The following is a 19,986-nucleotide window of genomic DNA, read 5'->3' on the forward strand; positions in this document are numbered from 1 at the left end:
GGATCGAGAACCTCTTCGCCCGCCTCAAGGACTGGCGCCGGATCGCCACCCGCTACGACAGATGCGGAGAGCTGTTCCTATCCGCCATCTGCATCGCAGCCACCGTCATGTTCTGGTTGTGAGTCCTGACCCTAGGCTTGGACGAAAGTCATCAGATGTATTATTCAACTATCGAGCTACTTTGTGATGCTGGATAATGTTGCCGATGAAACCGGGAAGAGGCTCCATCCCATATCTTGCAGCCGTTCTTTGGCTTGTTTTCGTTGTTTGCCTTGTTCTCTTTGGTTCGCAACTAATTGGCGAATTCCAAGAGAGAGCGATGCCCGCAGCGTCCGATCCAACCACAGTGCATGCCTCAATTGACGCGCTAATCGAAGCTGGGGATCAAATAGCATCAATGCTAACCACCCTGACCTTAGCACTCTTTGTGGTCGTCGGCTTCACAATGAGTAACGCCAATCGTTCTGTGCGGGATGTCGGGGTTCCCTCAGTTGTTGCTGGCCTCTTATTCTTTCTAATGGCTGTGCTGTCGTTGTTCTTTGGCTTTGCAGCAAGAGCGCAGACCCTTGACCTGCTGACATTCACTTACGACGGCTATGACGACCTTCTTCAGGAGTTTAGATCACTGCAGGTGGCCTTTGGGAGGCAGGCCCTTTTCCTGGTCCTGTCCGCAACCGGGGTTGTGTTTGTCGCATCTGAGGCGGTTGTAAGGAAATAGGCCTTTGAGGTGGAGTGAGTTGGAGGTTTCTAATGCGTGGACTTGGCCCGATATTATTTGTCTTCTCGGTCACGCCATTTGTTGTTTGGGCCGAAGACGAAAGCCGCTTCTGCACACCTGAGGACATTGAGGCAGCCAAGGGACAGCCCTTTCAAGAGTTTGCCTATCAGCCAGGGGGCGTTCTTGAGGCATTATCTAACGTGCTTGGATGCACTATGCCGTCACACGAGCCGCTTGTAATTCGTGACCAACAAGATGGCTTCCTCGGGCGCGTGGTCGCTCAATTTGAGGCCAATACAACCTCGTTGTCAGGCCAAGACAACACAACGTCGTTTTGGATATTCGAGTCGTTCGACGCTGGCGGCACGTTTGCCATTCAAGAGTCCCAGACGGCAGTTGTAGTCGATGCAAACGGCATCGTCGGTTTGAAGGTCCCGGAAGGCGACCTTGGCATCGCCAAATACAATCCGGTTGCTCCGGGTGAGGGCCTCCAGCTGTTTGGCCCAGAACTGGACGAACTCGCGAGCCGAACTGACGATCTTATGGTGGTTGTGGCTCGTGGTTTCGGGCTTTGGCCCTCGGATACTCGCTCGGTGAAGTTCGTATCAGAGCCGGACGAAGCTGATGTTTGGTCAGGCAAAGAGCATATGGGGCGGACGGAAACTCGAACTATGACTTCCCCCGATAGACTTGAGCACTATCGAATGACGCACGAGGGTTTCAAGGACTGCACGTTTCAGGATGCAGAGGTTCGCAAGCTTGGCTCTTCCGCCACGCTCGAAGTGTTCTGTCGTCTTGAAAAAGTCGTTTCGGGCGACGCCTCCAAGTAAGAAATTCACGTAGTATTGTGCCTCCTTTGGGGCGGGTAACCGACTTCAAAAAGAGGGGGTTATTGTTGTTATTATTGTTGTTGCTTGATCGGGGCCTCTTGCTCGGCTGAGAGCAGCTAGCCTGGCTTCGGTCAACGTCCGGGTTGCGGACATTGCGGACGTGCCAAGTGCCAGATAGACGCCATGTCCGATGGGCATACGCAGGGGGGAAGGGATTGAGAGAGACCATGCGATACCGCGTTACGGGGATGGACTGCGCGTCGTGTGCCGCGAAGATAGAGAAGGCTGTGCGCTCGGCAGGTGTGGCTGACCCGAAGATTTCGACGGCATCGCAGATACTCACCCTCAACGTCACCTCGAATGATGAGCGCCTTCATGCTGTCGAACGGGCCGTCGCACAGGCTGGATACCATCTCGATCGGCTTTCAGGCTCGCCGAGCGACCGGTCTCATGTCGATCAGACCCATATCACAGCCGGGTATCGACGAGCACTCTGGGGCGTGATCGGGCTGAACGTCGGCTATGGCATCATCGAGATGATCGCCGGTTTTATGTCCGGGTCGCAGGCATTGAAGGCCGACGCTCTCGACTTCCTCGGAGACGGGTTGATCACTTTTCTCGGCGTGCTCGCTATCGGATGGAGCCTGCTTTGGCGCGCGCGCTCGGCCCTGATCCAGGGGGTGTTTCTTGGCGCGCTCGGTTTGGGCGTCGTCGGGAACACCATTTGGCGCGTCTTCTCGCAACAACCAGTTGAAGCGGGTTTGATGGGTGTCGTGGCCTTGATCGCCCTTGCTGTCAATGTCGCGGCGGCGCTGGTCTTGGTCCCCCACCGAGCCGGTGACGCGAACGTCCGAGCGGTCTGGTTGTTCTCGCGCAACGATGCGATTGGCAATGCGGCCGTCATCATTGCTGCTCTTCTGGTCATGTGGACCAACTCGGTATGGCCTGACCTGATCGTAGCCTTTGCCATCGCCGTGCTCTTTCTCCACTCGTCGTGGGTAATCGTCCGCGATGCGAAACGAGATATCGAGGATGTCGGGTCCGTGGGGTAGGGAGTTGGAGAAGGTCGGTTGAGCGCTCTATGCAGTTACTGCGGTCAGCCCATACCATCGTTGTTGCAGGTTGCGTTGCGCCTATCCTCCGTGTTCGACACGTATTCCTGCTGTGCCAATACTGTGACGCAGGAAACCTTCTGTCACGATACTGTAACGCAAGATGTTGTGTTGGATGTATAGGGCCTCGGCAGCCCCGTGGCCTAAGCCGTTGAATTTCATGGGTATGGACTGACCAAACTAGCTAGATCTAGTTGGGGTCATACAAATCGAAGATGTCGGGGGTTCAAATCCCTCATCATCCACCAGAATTCCCGAAAAGCGCGCCGCGGATCGACGGCGCGCTTTTTGCCTTCCGGGGGCTTGCGCGGCAGCGGCGCGCCTTGCTATGAGGCGGGACCCGGCGGGTGATTAGCTCAGTTGGTAGAGCGCCTCGTTTACACCGAGGATGTCGGGAGTTCGAGTCTCTCATCACCCACCATCCCCCTCCGCTCAGACCCGCCGTCCCGCCGTCCCGGCTTCCGAAGGCGGTCCGATCCGGGCATTCCCGGCGCCCGCGCGGCCCCGGGGGCGCCAAGCCGCGCGCGACCTCTTTCGTAAAGCTTGATCGGCGGGCGGGAGCCTGCAACTGTAGGCTGAGCCGCCAGGGAGGAGTCGCGATGCCGTCTGCCCGCTTGGAAGACCTGATCGATCAGGGGAAAGGGGCCGCGCCGGCCGATCTGGTGTTGCGCGGCGGCCAGGTGCTGGACCTCGTGACCGGCGAGATGATCGCCGGCGACGTGGCGATCTGCGGCGACACGATCGTCGGCATCGGCGACGCCTACGAGGGGCGCGAGGTGATCGACGTGGGCGCGCTGACGCTGGTGCCCGGCTTCATCGACACCCATCTGCACATCGAAAGCGCGATGGTCACGCCTTACGAGTTCGACCGCTGCGTCGGGCCGCGCGGCGTGACCACGGCGATCTGCGATCCGCATGAGATCGCCAATGTCGCCGGGCTGGAGGGGATCACCTATTTCCTCGAGGCCGCGGCGCACACGGTGATGGACATCCGGGTCCAGCTGTCCTCCTGCGTGCCCGCTACCGAGATGGAGACCTCCGGCGCGCGGATCGGAGCGGACGAGCTGGCCGCGCTGAAGGACCACCCGCGGGTCATCGGCCTGGCCGAATTCATGAACTATCCCGGCGTGCTCGCCAAGGATCCGGCGGCGCTGGCCAAGCTGGAGGCGTTCCGCGGCCGGCATATCGACGGCCACGCGCCGCTGCTCTCCGGCAAGGCGCTGAACGCCTATCTCGCCGCCGGCATCCGCACCGAGCACGAGGCGACCACCGCGGCGGAGGCGCTGGAGAAGCTGCAGAAGGGGATGCGGGTGCTGATCCGCGAGGGCTCGGTCTCCAGGGACATGCACGCGCTGGCGCCGGTGCTGACAGAGCGGACAGCGCCCTACATGTGCCTGTGCACCGACGACCGCAACCCGCTCGACATCGCGGAGCACGGGCATCTCGACTACATGATTCGCAGCCTGATCGCGCTGGGGGTGCCGCCGCTTGCCGTCTACCGTGCGGCCAGCCTGTCGGCGGCGGAGGCATTCGGACTCAAGGATCGGGGCCAGATCGCGCCGGGCAAGCGGGCCGATATCGTCGGGCTGCCCTCGCTGGAGGCGTGCCGGGCGGAACTGGTGATCGCGGGCGGGCAGGTGGTCGGCGCCGCCGCCTATGCCGCGCGCGAGGTGGTGGCGCCGGTGGCGCGGCGCTCGGTCAGGGCGCCGAGGGTGACGGCCGCGGATTTCCGGCATCCCGACCGCTCCGAGGCGACGCATGTGATCGGCATCCGGCCCGGCAAGATCCTGACCGAACATCTGCGCGAGGAGGTCGTGGTCGTCGATGGCGACAAGCCCGCCGACCCGGCGCTTGGCCTCAACCGCATCGCGGTGATCGAACGCCACGGCAGGAACGGCAACATCGCCACCGGATTCGTGCGCGGCTTCGACCTGCGCCACGGCGCGATTGCCGGAACCGTCTGCCACGATCACCACAACATCGTGGCGGTGGGGGCCGATTACGCCGACATGGCGCTCGCCGTGAACCGGCTGGGCGAGATCGAGGGTGGCATCGTGGTGGCGTCGGGCGGCCGCGTGCGGGCCGAACTGGCGCTGCCCGTGGCCGGGCTGATGAGCCTGGCGCCCTTCGAGGATGTCGAGGCCGATCTGCGCAGGCTGCGCGCGGCGGCCAGGGTGCTGGGCGTGACGTTGCAGGAGCCCTTCCTGCAGCTCGCCTTTCTGGCACTGCCGGTGATTCCCGCGCTGAAGATCACCGACCGCGGCCTGGTGGATGTCGAGAAATTCGAGATCATCGGTTGAGCCGCGCGCGCCGTGGCCGCGATTCGTCGCAAGCGGACCCGGCACGGGCCGGGGCGGCGGGTCGGCGACCGAGCCCGGAACAGGCTTTCGCACCGCCGGCGGGCGGGCTCTCGGAGGTGGACGGAAAATCGCGGCTTTTCTGCACAAGGCCGCTTGACGCCCGCCGGCGCTGGCCATAGAACGCACCTCACGCCGGGCCAAGCCCGGGGCAAGCAGAGCGGTTGTAGCTCAGTTGGTTAGAGTACCGGCCTGTCACGCCGGGGGTCGCGGGTTCGAGCCCCGTCAACCGCGCCACTGCTTCCCCGAGACGCCCAGCCGAAAAACGCGGTTGTAGCTCAGTTGGTTAGAGTACCGGCCTGTCACGCCGGGGGTCGCGGGTTCGAGCCCCGTCAACCGCGCCATTTTCCCCACATTCCGAGGCGCCGCATGCAGCAGATCGGTCATTATCTTGACGAGTTGCCGCTGGGCATGGCCGTGATCCTGGCGCTGACGCTGGGCCTCGCGCCCTTCGTGCCCGAGCCGCATCTGTGGGAAAAGCTGAAGATGCTGGCCGCCAGCGAGCTGAGGCGCGGCATCGACATCTTCGACCTGCTGCTGCACGCGACGCCCTGGCTGCTGCTGCTGGCCAAGCTGGCGCGGATGACCACCCGCGGCTGAGCGCACCGCTTTCCTTCCGCCCGCGCCCGGTGCACTCTGGACGCCCCGTAGCGAGAAGGAGCCACCATGGCCAGCGAGACCACCCCGCCCGAAGGCGCCCCCACCATCCGCGTGATCGCCATGCCCGCCGACACCAACCCGTCGGGCGACATTTTCGGCGGCTGGCTGATGGCCCAAATGGACCTGGCGGCGGGTTCGGTCGCCTCGCTCTATTCGCGCGGGCGCAGCGCCACGATCTCGGTCGAGCAGATCGCGTTCCACCGCCCCGTGAAGGTCGGCGACGAGGTGTCCCTCTATGCCGAGATGCTGTCGGTGGGGCGCAGTTCCATGCGGATTCAGGTGCGCGCCTTCCGCCGCGCGCGCCACCAGTCGCAGAGCGAGCAGGTGACACAGGCGGTGTTCACCTTCGTCGCGCTGGACGAGGACGGACGACCGCGCCCGGCGCGGCCGGAATAGGGCGGGGCCGCTCCCGCCCGTCTTCGCGGGCGGGGCCCGCTCATCCCGTTGGGCCGCGCCGCGCGCCTCGGCGCGCGGCGGTGGCGCTCACTCCGACAGGGCGGCCAGGATGCGGGCCCAGCTGCGGATGCCCTTGTGGAAACTCTCCAGGTCGTATTTCTCGTTGGGCGAGTGGATCTGGTCGTCGTCCTTGCCGAAGCCGATCAGCATGGCGTCGGTGCCGAGGATCTTTTTGAAATGGCCCGCGATCGGGATCGAGCCGCCGCAGCCGACATAGGCCGCCGGGTTCGGCCATTCGTCGGACAGCGCCGCGCGGGCCTTCTCGAAGGCCGGGTCCGCGATCGACATCTGCGATGCCTGCGAGGCGCCGTGGCCATGGAATTCGACCTCGCAATCCGGCGGCAGCATCCCGCGCACCATGGCGCGAAAATTCTCGCGGATCGCGAAGGGATCCTGCCGGCCCACCAGGCGGAAGCTGATCTTGGCATGCGCCTGCGAGGGCAGCACGGTCTTGAACCCGTCGCCGGTGTAGCCGCCCCAAATGCCGTTGACCTCGCAGGTCGGGCGCGACCAGATCATCTCAAGCGCGGTGCGGTCCCGCTCGCCCGCGGGTTCCGACAGGCCGACCTCGCCGAGGAAGGCCTTGGCGTCGAATCCCAGCGCCTGCCATTGCGCCGCGATCTCCTCGGGCAGTTCGGGCACGCCGTCGTAGAAGCCGGGGATGGTGATCCGGCCCTGATCGTCGTGCAGCGCCGCGATGATGCGCGTGAGCACCCGGATCGGGTTGATCGCCGCGCCGCCATACATGCCCGAATGCAGATCCTTTGAGGGGCCGGTGATGGTCAGCTCCTCGCCCAGAAGCCCGCGCAGCATGGTCACGATGGCCGGCGTGCTGTCGCCGAACAGCCCGGTGTCGCAGATCAGCGCGATGTCGGATTTCAACTCGTCGGCGTTTTCCTTCATGAAGGGGATGAGCGAGGGCGAGCCCGATTCCTCCTCTCCCTCGAAGAAGACCGAGATGCGGGCGGGCAGGGCGCCATGCACTGCCTTCCAGGCGCGGCAGGCCTCGACCAAGGTCATCAGCTGCCCCTTGTCGTCCGAGGCGCCGCGGCCGCGGATGACCTTGCCCCTGGGGGTTTCCTCGATCGCGGGTTCGAAGGGGTCGCGGTGCCACAGCGCCAGCGGGTCCACCGGCTGCACGTCGTAATGGCCGTAGAACATCAGGTGCGGGCCCTCGCCCTGGCCATGCGCCACCACCATCGGATGACCCGGGGTGGGGCGCTTGGAGGCGTCGAAGCCGATGTCGTTCAGCGCCTCAACCAGCCAGTCGGCGGCGCGCTCGCAGTCGGCGGCATAGGCCGGATCGGTGGAGATCGAGGGGATTCGCAGCAGTTGCATCAGCCGTTCGGTGGCCTGCGGCAGGTCGGCGTCGATGCGGGCGAGAACGGGATCGAGGGTCATGCGCGGGGCTCCATGTCTGTTTCGCCGGCGAGCCTAGCACCCGCGCGGAGCCTGTCCAGTGCTGCCGGGCGGGCGCGTTTGACCGAAATCAAGGAGACGGCGGTGCGGATCGGGTTATCTGACCGGGCGAACGGGGCGCCTGCCGGGGCCGGGATCGAAACCGGCGTTTCCGATCGGAACCAAAACCGGGGAAAACCATGGAGATGACGGTGAGAGGGCGGCATTTCGCCGCGACAAGATGCATCGACATCTTTAGTTTTTCTAATATGAAATTTATGCGAAGAAGGGTGCGCTCATGTTGAGGTTCCTGTTCGGGATGCGGCCGCGGGCGGAAGCGTCGGTCGCCGAGACGCAGAGGGAGGAGCTGGAAAGGCTGATCCGGGAGTTGAACGCGGCCGTCGCCGCGCTGCCCGAGAAGCCCCGGCTGATCATTGATCCGGCTTCGGGGAAGCTGGAACTTGACCTGCCGGAAACCTTGCCCGATGAGGCACTGGCCTTGCCGGCGCCCGAGCGGACGGAACAGGACGACAAGCCGGTCTCGGGCGACGAGGCGGCCTGAGCGACAGGGAGAGGGCCGGTGCCGCCGGCAGGAGAGGCCGAAAGGCCGGGGTTACGAAGGAGAGACCTGGTGGATTATACCGCGGGACTGGATGCAGCACTGAACCGGCTTCACGAGGAAGGGCGCTATCGCACCTTCATCGATATTGAACGGCGCAAGGGCGCGTTCCCCAAGGCCATCTGGACCCGTCCCGACGGCACCAAGAAGGAAATCACCGTCTGGTGCGGCAACGATTATCTCGGCATGGGCCAGCACCCGGTGGTGCTGAGCGCGATGCACGAGGCGATCGACGCCGCCGGCGCCGGGTCGGGCGGGACGCGCAACATCTCGGGCACCACCGTCTACCACAAGGCGCTGGAGGCGGAGCTTGCCGACCTGCACCGCAAGGAGGCCGCGCTGGTCTTCACCTCGGCCTATATCGCCAACGACGCCACCCTCTCGACCCTGCCCAAGCTGTTCCCCGGCCTGATCATCTATTCCGACGAGCTGAACCACGCCTCGATGATCGAGGGCATCCGCCGCAACGGCGGTTCCAAGCGCATCTTCAGGCACAACGACGTGGCGCATCTGCGCGCCATGCTGGAGGCCGACGATCCCAAGGCGCCCAAGCTGATCGCCTTCGAATCGGTCTATTCGATGGATGGCGATTTCGGCCCGATCGAGGCGATCCTCGACCTCGCGGACGAGTTCAACGCCCTGACCTATATCGACGAGGTCCATGCCGTGGGCATGTATGGCCCCCGCGGCGCCGGCGTGGCCGAGCGCGACGGGCTGATGGGCCGGATCGACATCATCAACGGCACCCTGGCCAAGGCCTTCGGCGTGTTCGGCGGCTATATCGCGGCAAGCGCCAAAATGTGCGACGCCATCCGCTCTTACGCGCCGGGCTTCATCTTCACCACCTCGCTGCCGCCGGCGGTTGCAGCGGGCGCTGCGGCCTCGGTCCGGCATCTCAAGACCGACCAGGCCCTGCGCGATCTGCACCAGACCCAGGCCCGGATCCTGAAGATGCGGCTGAAGGGCATGGGCCTGCCGATCATCGACCATGGCAGCCACATCGTTCCGGTGATCGTGGGCGACCCGGTGCACACCAAGAAGCTGAGCGACATGCTGCTGGAGGATTTCGGCATCTATGTGCAGCCGATCAACTTCCCCACCGTGCCGCGCGGCACGGAACGGCTGCGCTTCACCCCCTCGCCGGTGCATGGCCCGGACGAGATGGACAAGCTGGTGAAGGCGATGGATCAGCTCTGGTCGCACTGTGCGCTGAATCGTGCCGAACTGTCGGCCTGATCCGTTCTGCAGGTGCAATACACGCTCCCGTGTGGTAGGAATCTTCCAATCGGTCCGGCGACTTCGAGGAATCGCCGGAACACGGGGGTGAGAACAGGGGCACGGGGCAGGGCAGATGATCAGGCGCAAGCAGCCGCCGGTTGCAGCTGAGAACGATCAGCCAAAAGGGTTCGACGCATTCGAACTGCGCTTGGGCGATATCATGCGGGGCGAACGCGCGACGCTTGGCAAATCTCTGCTCGATGTTCAGCGCGAGCTGAAGATCAAGGCCACCTATATCGCCGCCATCGAAAACGCCGATCCCTCCGCCTTCGAGACGCCCGGTTTCATCGCCGGCTATGTGCGCTCCTACGCGCGCTATCTCGGGCTCGACCCGGAATGGGCCTATGCGACCTTCTGCCGGGAGGGAAATTTCGCCAAGGTGCACGGCATGGACGCGGCCGCCGCGTCGCCGAAGCCGTCGACGGCCAAGCCCGCCGCCGCCAAGGCCGACCCGCTGGCCGACCCCAACGCCACCTTCGTGCCGCGCGGCGAGGCGCTGCTGGCTAGGATCGAGCCCGGCGCGATCGGGTCGAGCCTGGTCCTGATGGCGCTGATCGGGGCGCTCGGCTTCGGCGGTTGGTCGGTGCTCAAGGAAATCCAGCAGGTGAATCTCGCCCCCGTCGAACAGGCGCCGGGCGTTCTGGCCGAGCTCGATCCGCTGGCCGGGGTGGCCATGCCGCAGGCCGACGGCGAAGAGCCGACCGGCGCCGCGGCGGCCAACGCCGCGCCCACGCCCGAGGCGCTGGACCGGCTCTATCGTCCGCAGGCGCTGGACGTGCCGGTCCTGGTGGCCCGCGACGGCCCGATCTCGACCCTGCCGCCCGGCGCCATCGGCGCGCTGGCCGTGCCCGAACTGCCGCAGCTGGAGGTGGCCGAGGCCGCCGCCGAGGCCCTCCCCGAGGCGGAGACTTCGGTGAAGGTGGTCGAGGACCGGATGCCGGAACTGGCGATCTTCGCCACGCGCCCGGCCTGGGTGCGGGTGCGCGCTGCCGATGGCACGGTGCTGTTCGAGAAGATCCTCGACGCCGGCGAAAACTACGTTCTGCCGCAAACCGAGGAGCCGCCGGTGCTGCGCGCGGGCAATTCCGGCTCGGTCTATTTCGCGGTGAACGGCGAGGCCTACGGCCCGGCCGCCCGTGGCGCGCAGGTGGTCAAGAACCTGGTCCTGGAGCAGGCGGCGCTGAAGGAGAAATTCCAGCCCGTCGATCTGGCCGAGGACCCGGGCGTGGCCACCATGGTGGCCGAGTTGCGCGCGCAGTGGCAGGAGGGCGGCGCGGAATAACCGTGCCCGCCGCCGTTGCCAGCGCCCGCCGGGGCCATTATCTAGCCCTCAAACCTGCCTGAAACGGCCAAACCTGCCTGAAACGGATGGTCCGATGTCGCTGAACCATGTGCGCCCCTGGCGCAACATCTATCGCCGCAAGTCCCGCCAGATCCATGTCGGCAACGTGCCCGTGGGGGGCGATGCGCCGATCTCGGTGCAGACGATGACGAACACGCTGACCACCGACGTGGCGGCGACGGTGGCGCAGGTGCAGGCCGCGGCCGAAGCCGGCGCCGACATCGTGCGCGTCTCCACCCCCGACGAGGCCAGCGCGCGCGCGCTGAAGCAGATCGTGGCGGAAAGCCCGGTGCCGATCGTGGCCGACATCCATTTCCACTACAAGCGCGCGATCGAGGCCGCCGAGAGCGGCGCCGCCTGCCTGCGGATCAACCCCGGCAATATCGGCGACGAAACCCGGGTGAAGGAGGTGATCCGCGCCGCGCGCGACCACGGCTGCTCGATCCGAATCGGGGTGAACGCGGGCTCCCTGGAAAAGCATCTGCTGGAGAAATACGGCGAGCCCTGCCCCGAGGCGATGGTCGAATCCGGGCTGGAGCATATCAAGATCCTGCAGGACAACGATTTCCACGAATTCAAGATCAGCGTGAAGGCCAGCGACGTGTTCCTCGCCGCCGCCGCCTATCAGGGCATCGCCGAGGCCACCGACGCGCCGATCCATCTCGGCATCACCGAGGCGGGCGGGCTGATGTCGGGCACGATCAAATCCGCGATCGGGCTGGGCAACCTGCTGTGGATGGGCATCGGCGACACGCTGCGGGTGTCGCTGTCGGCGGACCCTGTGGAAGAGGTCAAGGTCGGCTACGAGATCCTCAAGGCGCTGGGGCTGCGCCACCGCGGCGTGAACATCATCTCCTGCCCGTCCTGCGCGCGGCAGGGCTTCGACGTGATCAGGACGGTCGAGGCGCTGGAAAAGCGGCTGGAGCACATCAAGACCCCGATGAGCCTCAGCATCATCGGCTGCGTGGTGAACGGGCCGGGCGAGGCGCTGATGACCGATGTCGGCTTCACCGGCGGCGGCGCCGGCTCGGGCATGGTCTATCTCGCCGGCAAGCAGAGCCACAAGATGAGCAACGCGCAGATGATCGACCACATCGTCGAGCAGGTCGAGAAGCGCGCCGCCGAGATCGAGGCCGCGGAGGCGGCAGAGGCGGCCGAATAGGCGCACGGGCTCCCTTCCGCCGGCATCCGACGACAGGGAAATCCCTTTCCAGATCCACAGCGGGCCGCGACTGTCCGAGGGTGAGCACAATCGCGCCCGCCCTGGGGGCGGCGCGGCGAACGGCCCGTCGGACTTGTGACACCGTCACAAAAAGGCCCGCTCCGGCGCCTGCCGGGCGGGCCTTTCCTGTTCCAACCCTGGCGATGGCCTCAGTCGGCGCGGACCTCTTTCACCATCTGGCGCATCCCGTCCAGCGGCACATAGCCGCGCAACATGGTGCTTTCCAGCACGAAGGTCGGCGTGCCGGAGATGGCCAGGCGCTGCGCGAGCGCGCGGTTTTCCTGGATCACGGTGTCGACCTCCGGCGAGGTCATGCGCGCCATGATCTCCTTGGCGTCTAGGTCCAGCCGGTCGGCCAGGTTCTCGAGGCTCTGCACGGTGACGTTGCCGCGGAAGGTGATCAGCGCGTCATGCGCCTTCTTGTAGGCCTCGGGGCCGGCCAGTTGCAGCGTCGCGATGGCAAAGCGCGAGGACAGTTCCGACTGCTCGCCCAGGATCGGGAATTCCTTGACGATGAAGCGGATGTTGCCGTCCGACTTGATCAGTTCCTCCACCTCGGGATGGGCCTTGCGGCAATAGGTGCAGCGGTAGTCGCTGAACTCGACGAGGGTGATGTCGCCCTCCGGATTGCCGCCGATCCAGGAATGCCCGTCCTCGAAGATGTCCTTGGCGTTGGTCTGGACGAGCTGCTCGTCATTGGCGGCGGCGGCCTGTTCCTGGCGCTGTTCCAGGATGGCGATTGCCTCCATCAGAACCTCGGGGTTGTCCAGCAGGTAGGCGCGCACTTCCTGGCGGAAGGCGGTGCGCTCGGCCTCGGTCATGGTCACGATATCCGTGGCCATGGCCGGTGCGGCGAAGCTCAGCGCCAGCGCGGCACCGGCGAGGGTCTTTCGGATCATCAGCGTTTACTCCGTTTTGCTGCGGCCTCGGCCGTTCTCAACACATCCTGCGCCCGAAGCCAACCCGCAGAGCCATGCGGCAGGAGGTCAGAGGCGCGCGTGGCATGCGTGCCGGCGTCTTTCAGCCGGCCCATCAACGCATAGCGTTCGGCGGTGGCGAGCGACGCCATGCCGTTGTTTCCGGCGCGCGCCCAGGCGACGGCCAGGTCGCGCAACATGCGCGGGTCGTAGGGGTCGCGCGCGCGGGCCTTTTCCAGCGCCGCCAGCGCGCGGGAATTGCCGTCGGCGCTTTCCAGCGCCAGCAGCGCCCGGCCGTAGCCCGCCAGGATCAGCGGCTCGCGCGGGGCCATGTCCACGGCGCGGCCATAGGCGCTGACCGCGGCCGGAAAGCGGCGCGATTCCAGCAGGATCTGGCCCTTGAGTTCCTGGTAATAGGGGTCGTTCGGGCGCATCGCGACCAGCCGGTTCACCTCGGCCACGGCGGCCTCGGTGTCGGGGCGGCGGTGATAGGCGATGGCGCGGCGCATCACGGCGACGTCGGATTTGTCGGTCTTGCCGACCTTGCGCAACGTGTAGCCGGAGTTCTGCAGGAAGGCGCCGAGCTTGCCGCGGGCGCGGGCGAACCAGTAATCGGCCTGCGGGTCGTCGCGGGCCTCGCCGCCATAGGCGGCGGCATAGCCCTTCATCGCGCGCAGCCGGTCCGCGCTCAGCGGGTGGGTGCGGACATAGGGATCCTGCCGCCCCGGCTGCAACGCCTCCTGCCCGCGGAAGATGTCGAGCACCTCGACCATCGCCTGCGGATCGACGCCGGCGCGCGCCATGTAGCGGATGCCGGCCTGGTCGGCCGAGGCCTCCTCGGCGCGGCTGTGCGAAAAGAACACCCGCTGCGCCGAGGATTGCGTGCCCAGCGCCACCCCCGCCGCCGCCCCGCCGTTGCCCGATGCCGCCAGCCCGACGGCCAGAACCGCACCCATCGCCGCGACCGAATTGGCGCCGCGCAGGTTGGCCAGGCGGCGGGCGATATGGCCGTTGGCGATATGCGCCAGTTCATGCGCGATCACCGCCTGCAACGCCTCGGCGCGGTCGAGCCTCAGGATCAGGCCGGAATGGACGAAGATGGTGCGCCCGTCGATCACGAAGGCATTGAGCGAGCCGTCATTGATCACCATCACCCGCAGCTGCGACAGCGGGATTCCGGCGGCGCCCGCCACCGGACCCAGGAGCTCGCGCAGGGCGTGCTCGATCTCGGCGTCGCGGATCAGGCTCTGGGCGCGGGCCGCCACCGGGGGCAGCGCCAGAACGGCCAGCAGCGTCAGCGCGGCGAGCAACCGGGACAGGCTGGGGAAAGCTGGCATTGACGGCGGGCCCTCGCGCTGGAACAAAGCGGCACAAACACCGGCAGTCTATGGAGGGTTACATGCGGAGTTCAAGGCGCGGCGAGGTCGATCCCTTCATTGTGATGGACGTGATGGAGGCCGCCCGCAAGGCCGAGGAGGCCGGGCGCCACATCATCCACATGGAGGTGGGCCAGCCCTCGACCCCTGCGCCCGAAGGCGCGCGCGCGGCGCTGGCGCAGGCGCTGGAGCGCGAGGCGCTGGGATACACCGTTGCCCTCGGCCTGCCGGCGCTGCGCGCGCGCATCGCGCGGCTCTACAAGGACTGGTATGGCGTCGATCTCGACCCGGAGCGGGTGATCGTGACCTCCGGCTCCTCGGGGGCGTTCCTGCTGGCCTTCACGGCGCTGTTCGACACCGGCGACCGGGTGGGGATCGGCGCACCGGGCTACCCGTCCTACCGGCAGATCCTCAAGGCGATGGACGTGCGCCCGGTGATGATCGAATGCGCGGCCGAGAACCGCCTGCAGCCGGTGCCGGCGGACCTGCCGGCGGATCTCGCCGGGCTGATGGTGGCCTCGCCCGCCAACCCCTCGGGCACGATGCTGGACCGCGACGCGATGCGCGCGCTGATCGACGCCTGTGCGGCGCGCGGCACGGCCTTCATCTCGGACGAGATCTATCACGGAATCGAGTACGAGAAGAAGGCGGTGACCGCGCTGGAGATCAGCGACGACGTCTATGTCATCAACTCCTTCTCCAAGTATTTCTCGATGACCGGCTGGCGCGTGGGCTGGATGGTGGTGCCGCCCGACCATGTGCGGCGGATCGAGCGGCTGGCGCAGAACATGTTCATCTGCGCCTCGCACGCCAGCCAGGTGGCCGCGCTGGCGGCGATGGATTGCGATGACGAGCTTCAGGCCAACATGGATGTCTACCGCGAGAACCGCCGCCTCATGCTGGAGGGTCTTCCGCAGGCGGGCTTCTCCGAGATCGCGCCGCCCGACGGGGCGTTCTACGTCTATGCCGATGTCTCGGCGCTGACCGACGACAGCCGCGCCTTCGCCGCCGAGATTCTGGACAAGGCCGGGGTGGCGGTGACGCCGGGGCTGGATTTCGACCCCGACCGGGGGGCGGGCACGCTGCGCTTCTCCTACGCGCGGTCGACGGCGGATATCCGCGAGGGGCTGGCGCGGCTCAAGGCGTTCATGGCCAGCCGCTGAGCGGTTTCCAGCGCGGGGGCCTTGCGCTAGGATGGCGCGCAAAAGAGCAGGGCAGATGAGCAGGCTTTTCCGGGCGATCCTTTTGTGGCTGGCGCTGACGGTGCCGGCGGCGCCGGTGGCGGCGCAGCCGCTGTCGGGGCTGGCGCGCGTCGATGCCGCCGCGTCGCACATGTCGGACGCGGGCGCGGGGGTGGAGCTGCGCCTGACGCTCAGCCAGCCCGTTCCCTACGCCCTGCGCCTCATCGACGGCCCGCCGCGGTTGCTGCTGGAGTTCAGCGAGGTGGACTGGACCGGCCTGACGCCCGCCGCCCTCGGCGCCAGCCGCCGCGCAGAGGTGGCGGCGATGGGCGCGGTCCGGCCGGGCTGGTCGCGGATGACGCTGGCCCTGTCGTCGCCGATGCTGGTCAGCCGCGCCGAGATGCGCGTCGACCAGGCCACCGGGCGGGCGGTTCTGACGCTGGCGCTCAGCCCCGCCAGCGCGGAGGACTTCGCCGCGCATCTCGGCCCGCCCGAACAGGAGGTCCCCGCCGCCACCGCGCCGCCGCGGCGCCGGCAGGACGGAACGCGGCCGCTGCGGGTGGTGCTCGACCCCGGCCACGGCGGCGTCGATCCGGGCGCCGAGCGCGAGGGCGTGCGCGAGGCGGACCTGATGCTGACTTTCGCGCGCGAGTTGAAGGAGCTCCTGGTGCGCGCCGGCATGCAGGTGGTCATGACCCGCGAGACCGACATCTTCGTGCCGCTGGAGACGCGGATCACCGTCGCCCGTGCCTCGCAGGCCGACGTGCTGCTGTCGCTGCACGCCGATGCGCTGGCCGAGGGGCGGGCCTCGGGGGCCACGGTCTACACCCTGTCCGAGACCGCCTCCGACACGGCCTCGGCCAAGCTGGCCGAACGGCACGACCGCGCGGATCTGCTGGCCGGGGTCGATCTCAGCCGCCACGACGACGTGATCGCCGACGTGTTGATGGATCTCGCCCGGCTGGAATCGAGCCCGCGCGCCGACCGGCTGGCCGATGCGGTGGTTGCGGGGCTGCGGGAAACGGTCGGCGGGCTGCACAAGCGGCCGCGGCTCAGCGCCGGCTTCTCGGTGCTGAAATCGCCCGACATCCCCTCGGTGCTGGTGGAACTGGGCTTCCTGTCGAGCGACCGCGACCGCGACAACCTGCTCGATCCGGACTGGCGCCGGCGCGCGGCGGCGGGCATCCGCGACGCGCTGCGGGCCTGGGCGGTGGAGGATGCGGCGGAGGCGGCGCTGCTCAGGCGTTAGCGCGCCTGCGGGCGAGAAAGACCGTGTGGTCGCGGCAGCCCGGATCCTCGGGGGCAAAGCGCACGAGGTCGAAGCCGTTGTCGTCCAGAAGCGCGCGGTAATCCTCGGGTTCCAGCGAACAATGGTAGACCGGCGCGCCCTCGATCTCTCCGATGGGCTCGCCCGCGGCCGGCCCGGCGGTGAACATCAGCGCCGCGCCCGGCGCGGCATGGGCGGCGAAGACCGGGAACATGGCGCGCTGGTCGTCGGGGCCGAGGTGGAAGAAGCTGTCCCAGGCCAGGATCGCATCGAAGGCGCGCCCCAGGTCGAGCCCGCGCATGTCCGCGTGGATCGCCTCCGCCCCCGGCAGGTTGGCGCGAAAGAGGGCGACCATCGCCGGCGCGCCATCGACGCCGGTCAATTGCGCGCGCCGGTCGCACAGGTAGCGCGCGATCGGCACCCCAGGCCCGCAGCCGAGGTCGAGCACCCGCCGGCCCGGCGCATGGGCGAGCATCCGGTCGAGCCACGGACGCTCGAACAGGGTCTTGTCGCGGACGCGGGCGAAGCCCTCGGCGACGCGCTGGTAGGTGGGCAGGATATCCTCGGGACGCATGGCCCAGCCGTAGGGCAGGGCGGGCGGCGCGGCAACGGGCCTGTTGCGCTGGTGGCGCTTTTCAGCCGAGCCGCGGCATCGGGGGGTTTTGACCCGGCCGCCCCGGACCCCTATATAGGCCGGGCGACAATTCGGGGGCGCGCGTGACCAGGTTCATCCTTTCCTTCTTCGGGGCTGTGTTCAGCTTCCTGACCATCGGCGCGGCGCTGGCGGCGCTGATGATCGGCGCGATCTTCTGGATGTATTCGCGCGACCTGCCCAATCACGAGGAACTGGCCAATTATTCGCCCAAGACCATCAGCCGGATCTATTCCGGCGAGGGGCGCATGATTGACGAATTCGCCGAGGAGCGCCGCCTCTTCGCGCCGGCCGACGAGATCCCCGATCTGGTCAAGCAGGCCTTCATCTCGGCCGAGGACAAGAATTTCTACACCCACCATGGCTATGACACCCGCGGCATCGCATCGGCGGTGATCGACGCGGTGAAAAGCCGGGGCCGCAACGTGCGCGGCGCCTCGACCATCACCCAGCAGGTGATGAAGAACTTCCTTCTGGGGGGGGAGCGCCGGGCTGAGCGCAAGATCAAGGAGATCATCCTCGCCACCCGCATCGAGGAGACGCTGAGCAAGGAGCGCATCCTGGAGCTCTATCTCAACGAGATCTATCTCGGCGCCAATTCCTATGGCGTGGCCGCCGCCGCGCAGACCTATTTCAACAAGACCCTGGCCGAGCTGGCGCCCGAGGAGGCCGCCTATCTCGCCGCGCTGCCCAAGAAGCCGGCTCAGCTGCACCCGGTGCGCGACATGCAGGACGCCGTCGACCGGCGTAACTATGTGCTGCGCGAGATGCGCGAGAACGGCTATATCGACCAGGCCACCTATGAAAAGGCCGTCGCCGCACCGCTGAAATCGGTGCAGAACGGCGATTACGAACCGTTCCGCGCCCAGTTGCCGCCGCGCGACTATTTCACCGACGAGATCCGCCGCCAGCTGAGCCGCGATTTCGGCGAGGGGGAATTTTTCGGCGGCGGCCTGACCATCCGCGCCACCATCGACCCCGAGATGCAGGTCGAGGCCGCCCGCGCCCTGCGCGCCGGGCTTGAGGAATACGACCGCTCGCGCGGGGTCTGGCGCGGCACCGGAAAGACCATCGAGGCGGACAAGCTGGCAGACGAGACCGCCTGGCGCGCCGCGCTGGCCGAGGTCGATGTGGCCCGTGACATCGAGGGCTGGCACCCGGCCGTGGTGCTGGAGATCGGCGCGCAGCAGATGCGCCTCGGCGTCGAGGGCGTCGAGGAGATCGCCACCGTCCCGCGCAAGGACATCGAGTGGTTCAAGGGCGATTTCGCCGAGAATTTCAAGCGCGGCGACGTGGTGCATCTGCGCCGCCTGCTCAGCGACAAGGACGGCAGCTTCGTCCGGTGGAGCCTGCGGCAGGTGCCCGAGATCCAGGGCGGCTTCGTCGCGATGGACGTCAACACCGGGCGGGTGATCGCCATGCAGGGCGGGTTTTCCTACCAGCATTCGGTGTTCAACCGCGCCACCCAGGCCACGCGCCAGCCCGGCTCAAGCTTCAAGCCCTTCGTCTATGCAACGGCGCTCGACAGCGGCTTCACCCCCGCCACCATCGTCATCGACGCGCCCATCGAGATTGACACCGGCGGCGAGATCTGGCGCCCCAAGAACGCCTCGAACAAATTCTACGGGCCGACGCCGCTGCGCACCGGCATCGAACGCTCGCGCAACCTGATGACGGTGCGGCTGGCGCAGGAAATCGGGATGGAGACCGTTGCGGGCTATGCCGAACGCTTCGGCGTCTACGACAGGATGCAGCCGTTCCTGTCGAACGCGCTGGGCAGCCAGGAGACCACGCTCTACCGCATGGTGTCGGCCTACGCCATGTTCGCCAATGGCGGCGAGCGGGTGGAGCCGACGCTGGTCGACCGGGTGCAGGACCGCTGGGGCAACACGATCTACCGCCACGACCAGCGCGAATGCCTCGATTGCGGCGCGGCGCAACTGGAGCAGGGCGTGGCTCCGCGCATCCGTTCGGACCGCGAGCGGGTGATCGACGCGATCACCGCCTATCAGCTGACCTCGATGATGCGCGGCGTGGTCGAGCGCGGCACCGCCGCCGGCCGCGTGAACCTGGGCGTGCCCACCGCCGGCAAGACCGGTACCACCAACGACGCGCGGGACGTGTGGTTCGTGGGCTTCACCTCGAACATCGTGGCGGGCTGCTACATGGGCTATGACCAGCCGCGCCCGCTGGGCCGCGGCGCCGCGGGCGGCAGCATGTGCGCGCCGGTCTTCAACCAGTTCATGCAGAAGGCGACCGAGAAATACGGCGGCGGCAAGTTCAAGCTGCCCCCGGGCGGCCATTTCATCAAGATCGACCGCTATTCCGGCGGGCGGCTGACCGACGACGCCTCCGGCCCCAACGTGGTGGCCGAGTATTTCCGCGACGGCGAGGAGCCGATCTTCGGCCTCGGCGCGCTGATCGACGGGGGTTTCGCGATGGGGTCGAACCTGCCGCTGTTCGATCCCGGCGAGGACGAGACCTTTGAGGCCGAGCAGGTCACCACCTCGACCGGCGAGACCGCGACGGTGGGGCCCAAGGCCAGCTTCGGATCGCTCAGCTCGGGTGGGCTTTACTGAGCTTGCCCCGCTGCGCCCGAGC

General features: G+C 66.9%; 17 protein-coding genes, 3 tRNA genes and 1 pseudogene. 17 read left to right on the forward strand and 4 right to left on the reverse strand.

Going from position 1 to position 19,986, the window contains the following annotated elements; genetic code table 11:
• From KCI33_RS09585 to KCI33_RS09630, 10 genes and pseudogenes are all read left to right on the forward strand, one after another.
• Positions 1-122, forward strand: a pseudogene (locus KCI33_RS09585) (IS5/IS1182 family transposase); the annotation flags it as partial.
• Positions 123-196: 74 nt separating this feature from the next.
• On the forward strand, positions 197-718 hold the full coding sequence (locus KCI33_RS09590; RefSeq protein WP_212524569.1) for a hypothetical protein: 522 nt from the start codon (positions 197-199) through the stop codon (positions 716-718).
• A 32-nt stretch (positions 719-750) separates the two neighbouring features.
• Positions 751-1,548, forward strand: coding sequence for a hypothetical protein (locus KCI33_RS09595; RefSeq protein WP_212524570.1), 798 nt, complete (start codon positions 751-753; stop codon positions 1,546-1,548).
• 227 nt (positions 1,549-1,775) lie between these two features.
• Positions 1,776-2,600 carry a cation diffusion facilitator family transporter gene (locus KCI33_RS09600; RefSeq protein WP_249139006.1) on the forward strand — a complete coding sequence of 275 codons (825 nt, stop codon included), beginning with the start codon at positions 1,776-1,778 and terminating at the stop codon, positions 2,598-2,600.
• Positions 2,601-3,005: 405 nt separating this feature from the next.
• Positions 3,006-3,081, forward strand: a tRNA-Val gene (locus KCI33_RS09605).
• Positions 3,082-3,259: 178 nt separating this feature from the next.
• Positions 3,260-4,960 (forward strand): adenine deaminase, encoded by a 1,701-nt coding sequence (ade, locus tag KCI33_RS09610; protein ID WP_212524571.1) that lies wholly within the window; start codon positions 3,260-3,262, stop codon positions 4,958-4,960.
• A gap of 217 nt (positions 4,961-5,177) precedes the next feature.
• Positions 5,178-5,254 (forward strand) — tRNA-Asp (locus KCI33_RS09615).
• Between the two features lie 30 nt (positions 5,255-5,284).
• A tRNA-Asp gene (locus KCI33_RS09620) sits at positions 5,285-5,361 on the forward strand.
• Between the two features lie 25 nt (positions 5,362-5,386).
• On the forward strand, positions 5,387-5,617 hold the full coding sequence (locus KCI33_RS09625) for an RND transporter (protein WP_212524572.1): 231 nt from the start codon (positions 5,387-5,389) through the stop codon (positions 5,615-5,617).
• Positions 5,618-5,683: 66 nt separating this feature from the next.
• On the forward strand, positions 5,684-6,073 hold the full coding sequence (locus KCI33_RS09630; RefSeq protein ID WP_212524573.1) for an acyl-CoA thioesterase: 390 nt from the start codon (positions 5,684-5,686) through the stop codon (positions 6,071-6,073).
• A gap of 87 nt (positions 6,074-6,160) precedes the next feature.
• Here KCI33_RS09630 and KCI33_RS09635 read toward each other — a convergent pair whose 3' ends face one another.
• Positions 6,161-7,534 carry a M20/M25/M40 family metallo-hydrolase gene (locus KCI33_RS09635; protein WP_212524574.1) on the reverse strand — a complete coding sequence of 458 codons (1,374 nt, stop codon included), beginning with the start codon at positions 7,532-7,534 and terminating at the stop codon, positions 6,161-6,163.
• Positions 7,535-7,829: 295 nt separating this feature from the next.
• Here KCI33_RS09635 and KCI33_RS09640 point away from each other — a divergent pair, with 295 nt between their 5' ends.
• The 4 genes from KCI33_RS09640 (at position 7,830) to ispG (ending at position 11,932) form a co-directional block, all read left to right on the forward strand.
• Positions 7,830-8,093: a hypothetical protein gene (locus KCI33_RS09640; RefSeq protein ID WP_212524575.1), complete on the forward strand. Its 264-nt coding sequence runs from the start codon at positions 7,830-7,832 to the stop codon at positions 8,091-8,093.
• 69 nt (positions 8,094-8,162) lie between these two features.
• The gene (gene hemA / locus KCI33_RS09645) at positions 8,163-9,386 is read left to right on the forward strand and encodes a 5-aminolevulinate synthase (RefSeq protein WP_212524576.1); all 1,224 of its coding nucleotides are present in this window, start codon (positions 8,163-8,165) and stop codon (positions 9,384-9,386) included.
• A 115-nt stretch (positions 9,387-9,501) separates the two neighbouring features.
• Positions 9,502-10,710 carry a helix-turn-helix domain-containing protein gene (locus KCI33_RS09650; protein WP_212524577.1) on the forward strand — a complete coding sequence of 403 codons (1,209 nt, stop codon included), beginning with the start codon at positions 9,502-9,504 and terminating at the stop codon, positions 10,708-10,710.
• A 94-nt stretch (positions 10,711-10,804) separates the two neighbouring features.
• On the forward strand, positions 10,805-11,932 hold the full coding sequence (gene ispG, locus KCI33_RS09655) for a flavodoxin-dependent (E)-4-hydroxy-3-methylbut-2-enyl-diphosphate synthase (protein WP_212524578.1): 1,128 nt from the start codon (positions 10,805-10,807) through the stop codon (positions 11,930-11,932).
• A 209-nt stretch (positions 11,933-12,141) separates the two neighbouring features.
• Here ispG and KCI33_RS09660 read toward each other — a convergent pair whose 3' ends face one another.
• Together KCI33_RS09660 and KCI33_RS09665 are read right to left on the reverse strand one after the other, a co-directional pair.
• Positions 12,142-12,891 carry a DsbA family protein gene (locus KCI33_RS09660; RefSeq protein WP_212524579.1) on the reverse strand — a complete coding sequence of 250 codons (750 nt, stop codon included), beginning with the start codon at positions 12,889-12,891 and terminating at the stop codon, positions 12,142-12,144.
• Positions 12,891-14,246 (reverse strand): M48 family metalloprotease, encoded by a 1,356-nt coding sequence (locus KCI33_RS09665; RefSeq protein ID WP_212524580.1) that lies wholly within the window; start codon positions 14,244-14,246, stop codon positions 12,891-12,893. Before KCI33_RS09665 ends, KCI33_RS09660 begins: the two co-directional genes overlap by 1 nt.
• Before the next feature lie 62 nt (positions 14,247-14,308).
• Between KCI33_RS09665 and KCI33_RS09670 the strand changes: the two genes are divergently transcribed.
• Together KCI33_RS09670 and KCI33_RS09675 are read left to right on the forward strand one after the other, a co-directional pair.
• On the forward strand, positions 14,309-15,448 hold the full coding sequence (locus KCI33_RS09670) for a pyridoxal phosphate-dependent aminotransferase (protein WP_212524581.1): 1,140 nt from the start codon (positions 14,309-14,311) through the stop codon (positions 15,446-15,448).
• A 55-nt stretch (positions 15,449-15,503) separates the two neighbouring features.
• The gene (locus tag KCI33_RS09675; RefSeq protein WP_212524582.1) at positions 15,504-16,715 is read left to right on the forward strand and encodes an N-acetylmuramoyl-L-alanine amidase; all 1,212 of its coding nucleotides are present in this window, start codon (positions 15,504-15,506) and stop codon (positions 16,713-16,715) included.
• Here the strand turns inward: KCI33_RS09675 and KCI33_RS09680 are convergent.
• On the reverse strand, positions 16,705-17,307 hold the full coding sequence (locus KCI33_RS09680) for a class I SAM-dependent methyltransferase (protein WP_212524583.1): 603 nt from the start codon (positions 17,305-17,307) through the stop codon (positions 16,705-16,707). The two genes, KCI33_RS09675 and KCI33_RS09680, sit on opposite strands and share 11 nt — an antisense overlap.
• Before the next feature lie 143 nt (positions 17,308-17,450).
• Between KCI33_RS09680 and KCI33_RS09685 the strand changes: the two genes are divergently transcribed.
• Entirely contained in the window at positions 17,451-19,964 is a 2,514-nt protein-coding gene (locus KCI33_RS09685) for a PBP1A family penicillin-binding protein (protein ID WP_212524584.1), read from the forward strand.
• The last annotated feature ends 22 nt before the right edge of the window (positions 19,965-19,986 follow it).

It is taken from the genome of Actibacterium sp. MT2.3-13A (assembly GCF_018139985.1).
In the GTDB taxonomy this organism is placed as follows: Bacteria; Pseudomonadota; Alphaproteobacteria; order Rhodobacterales; family Rhodobacteraceae; genus JAGSOU01.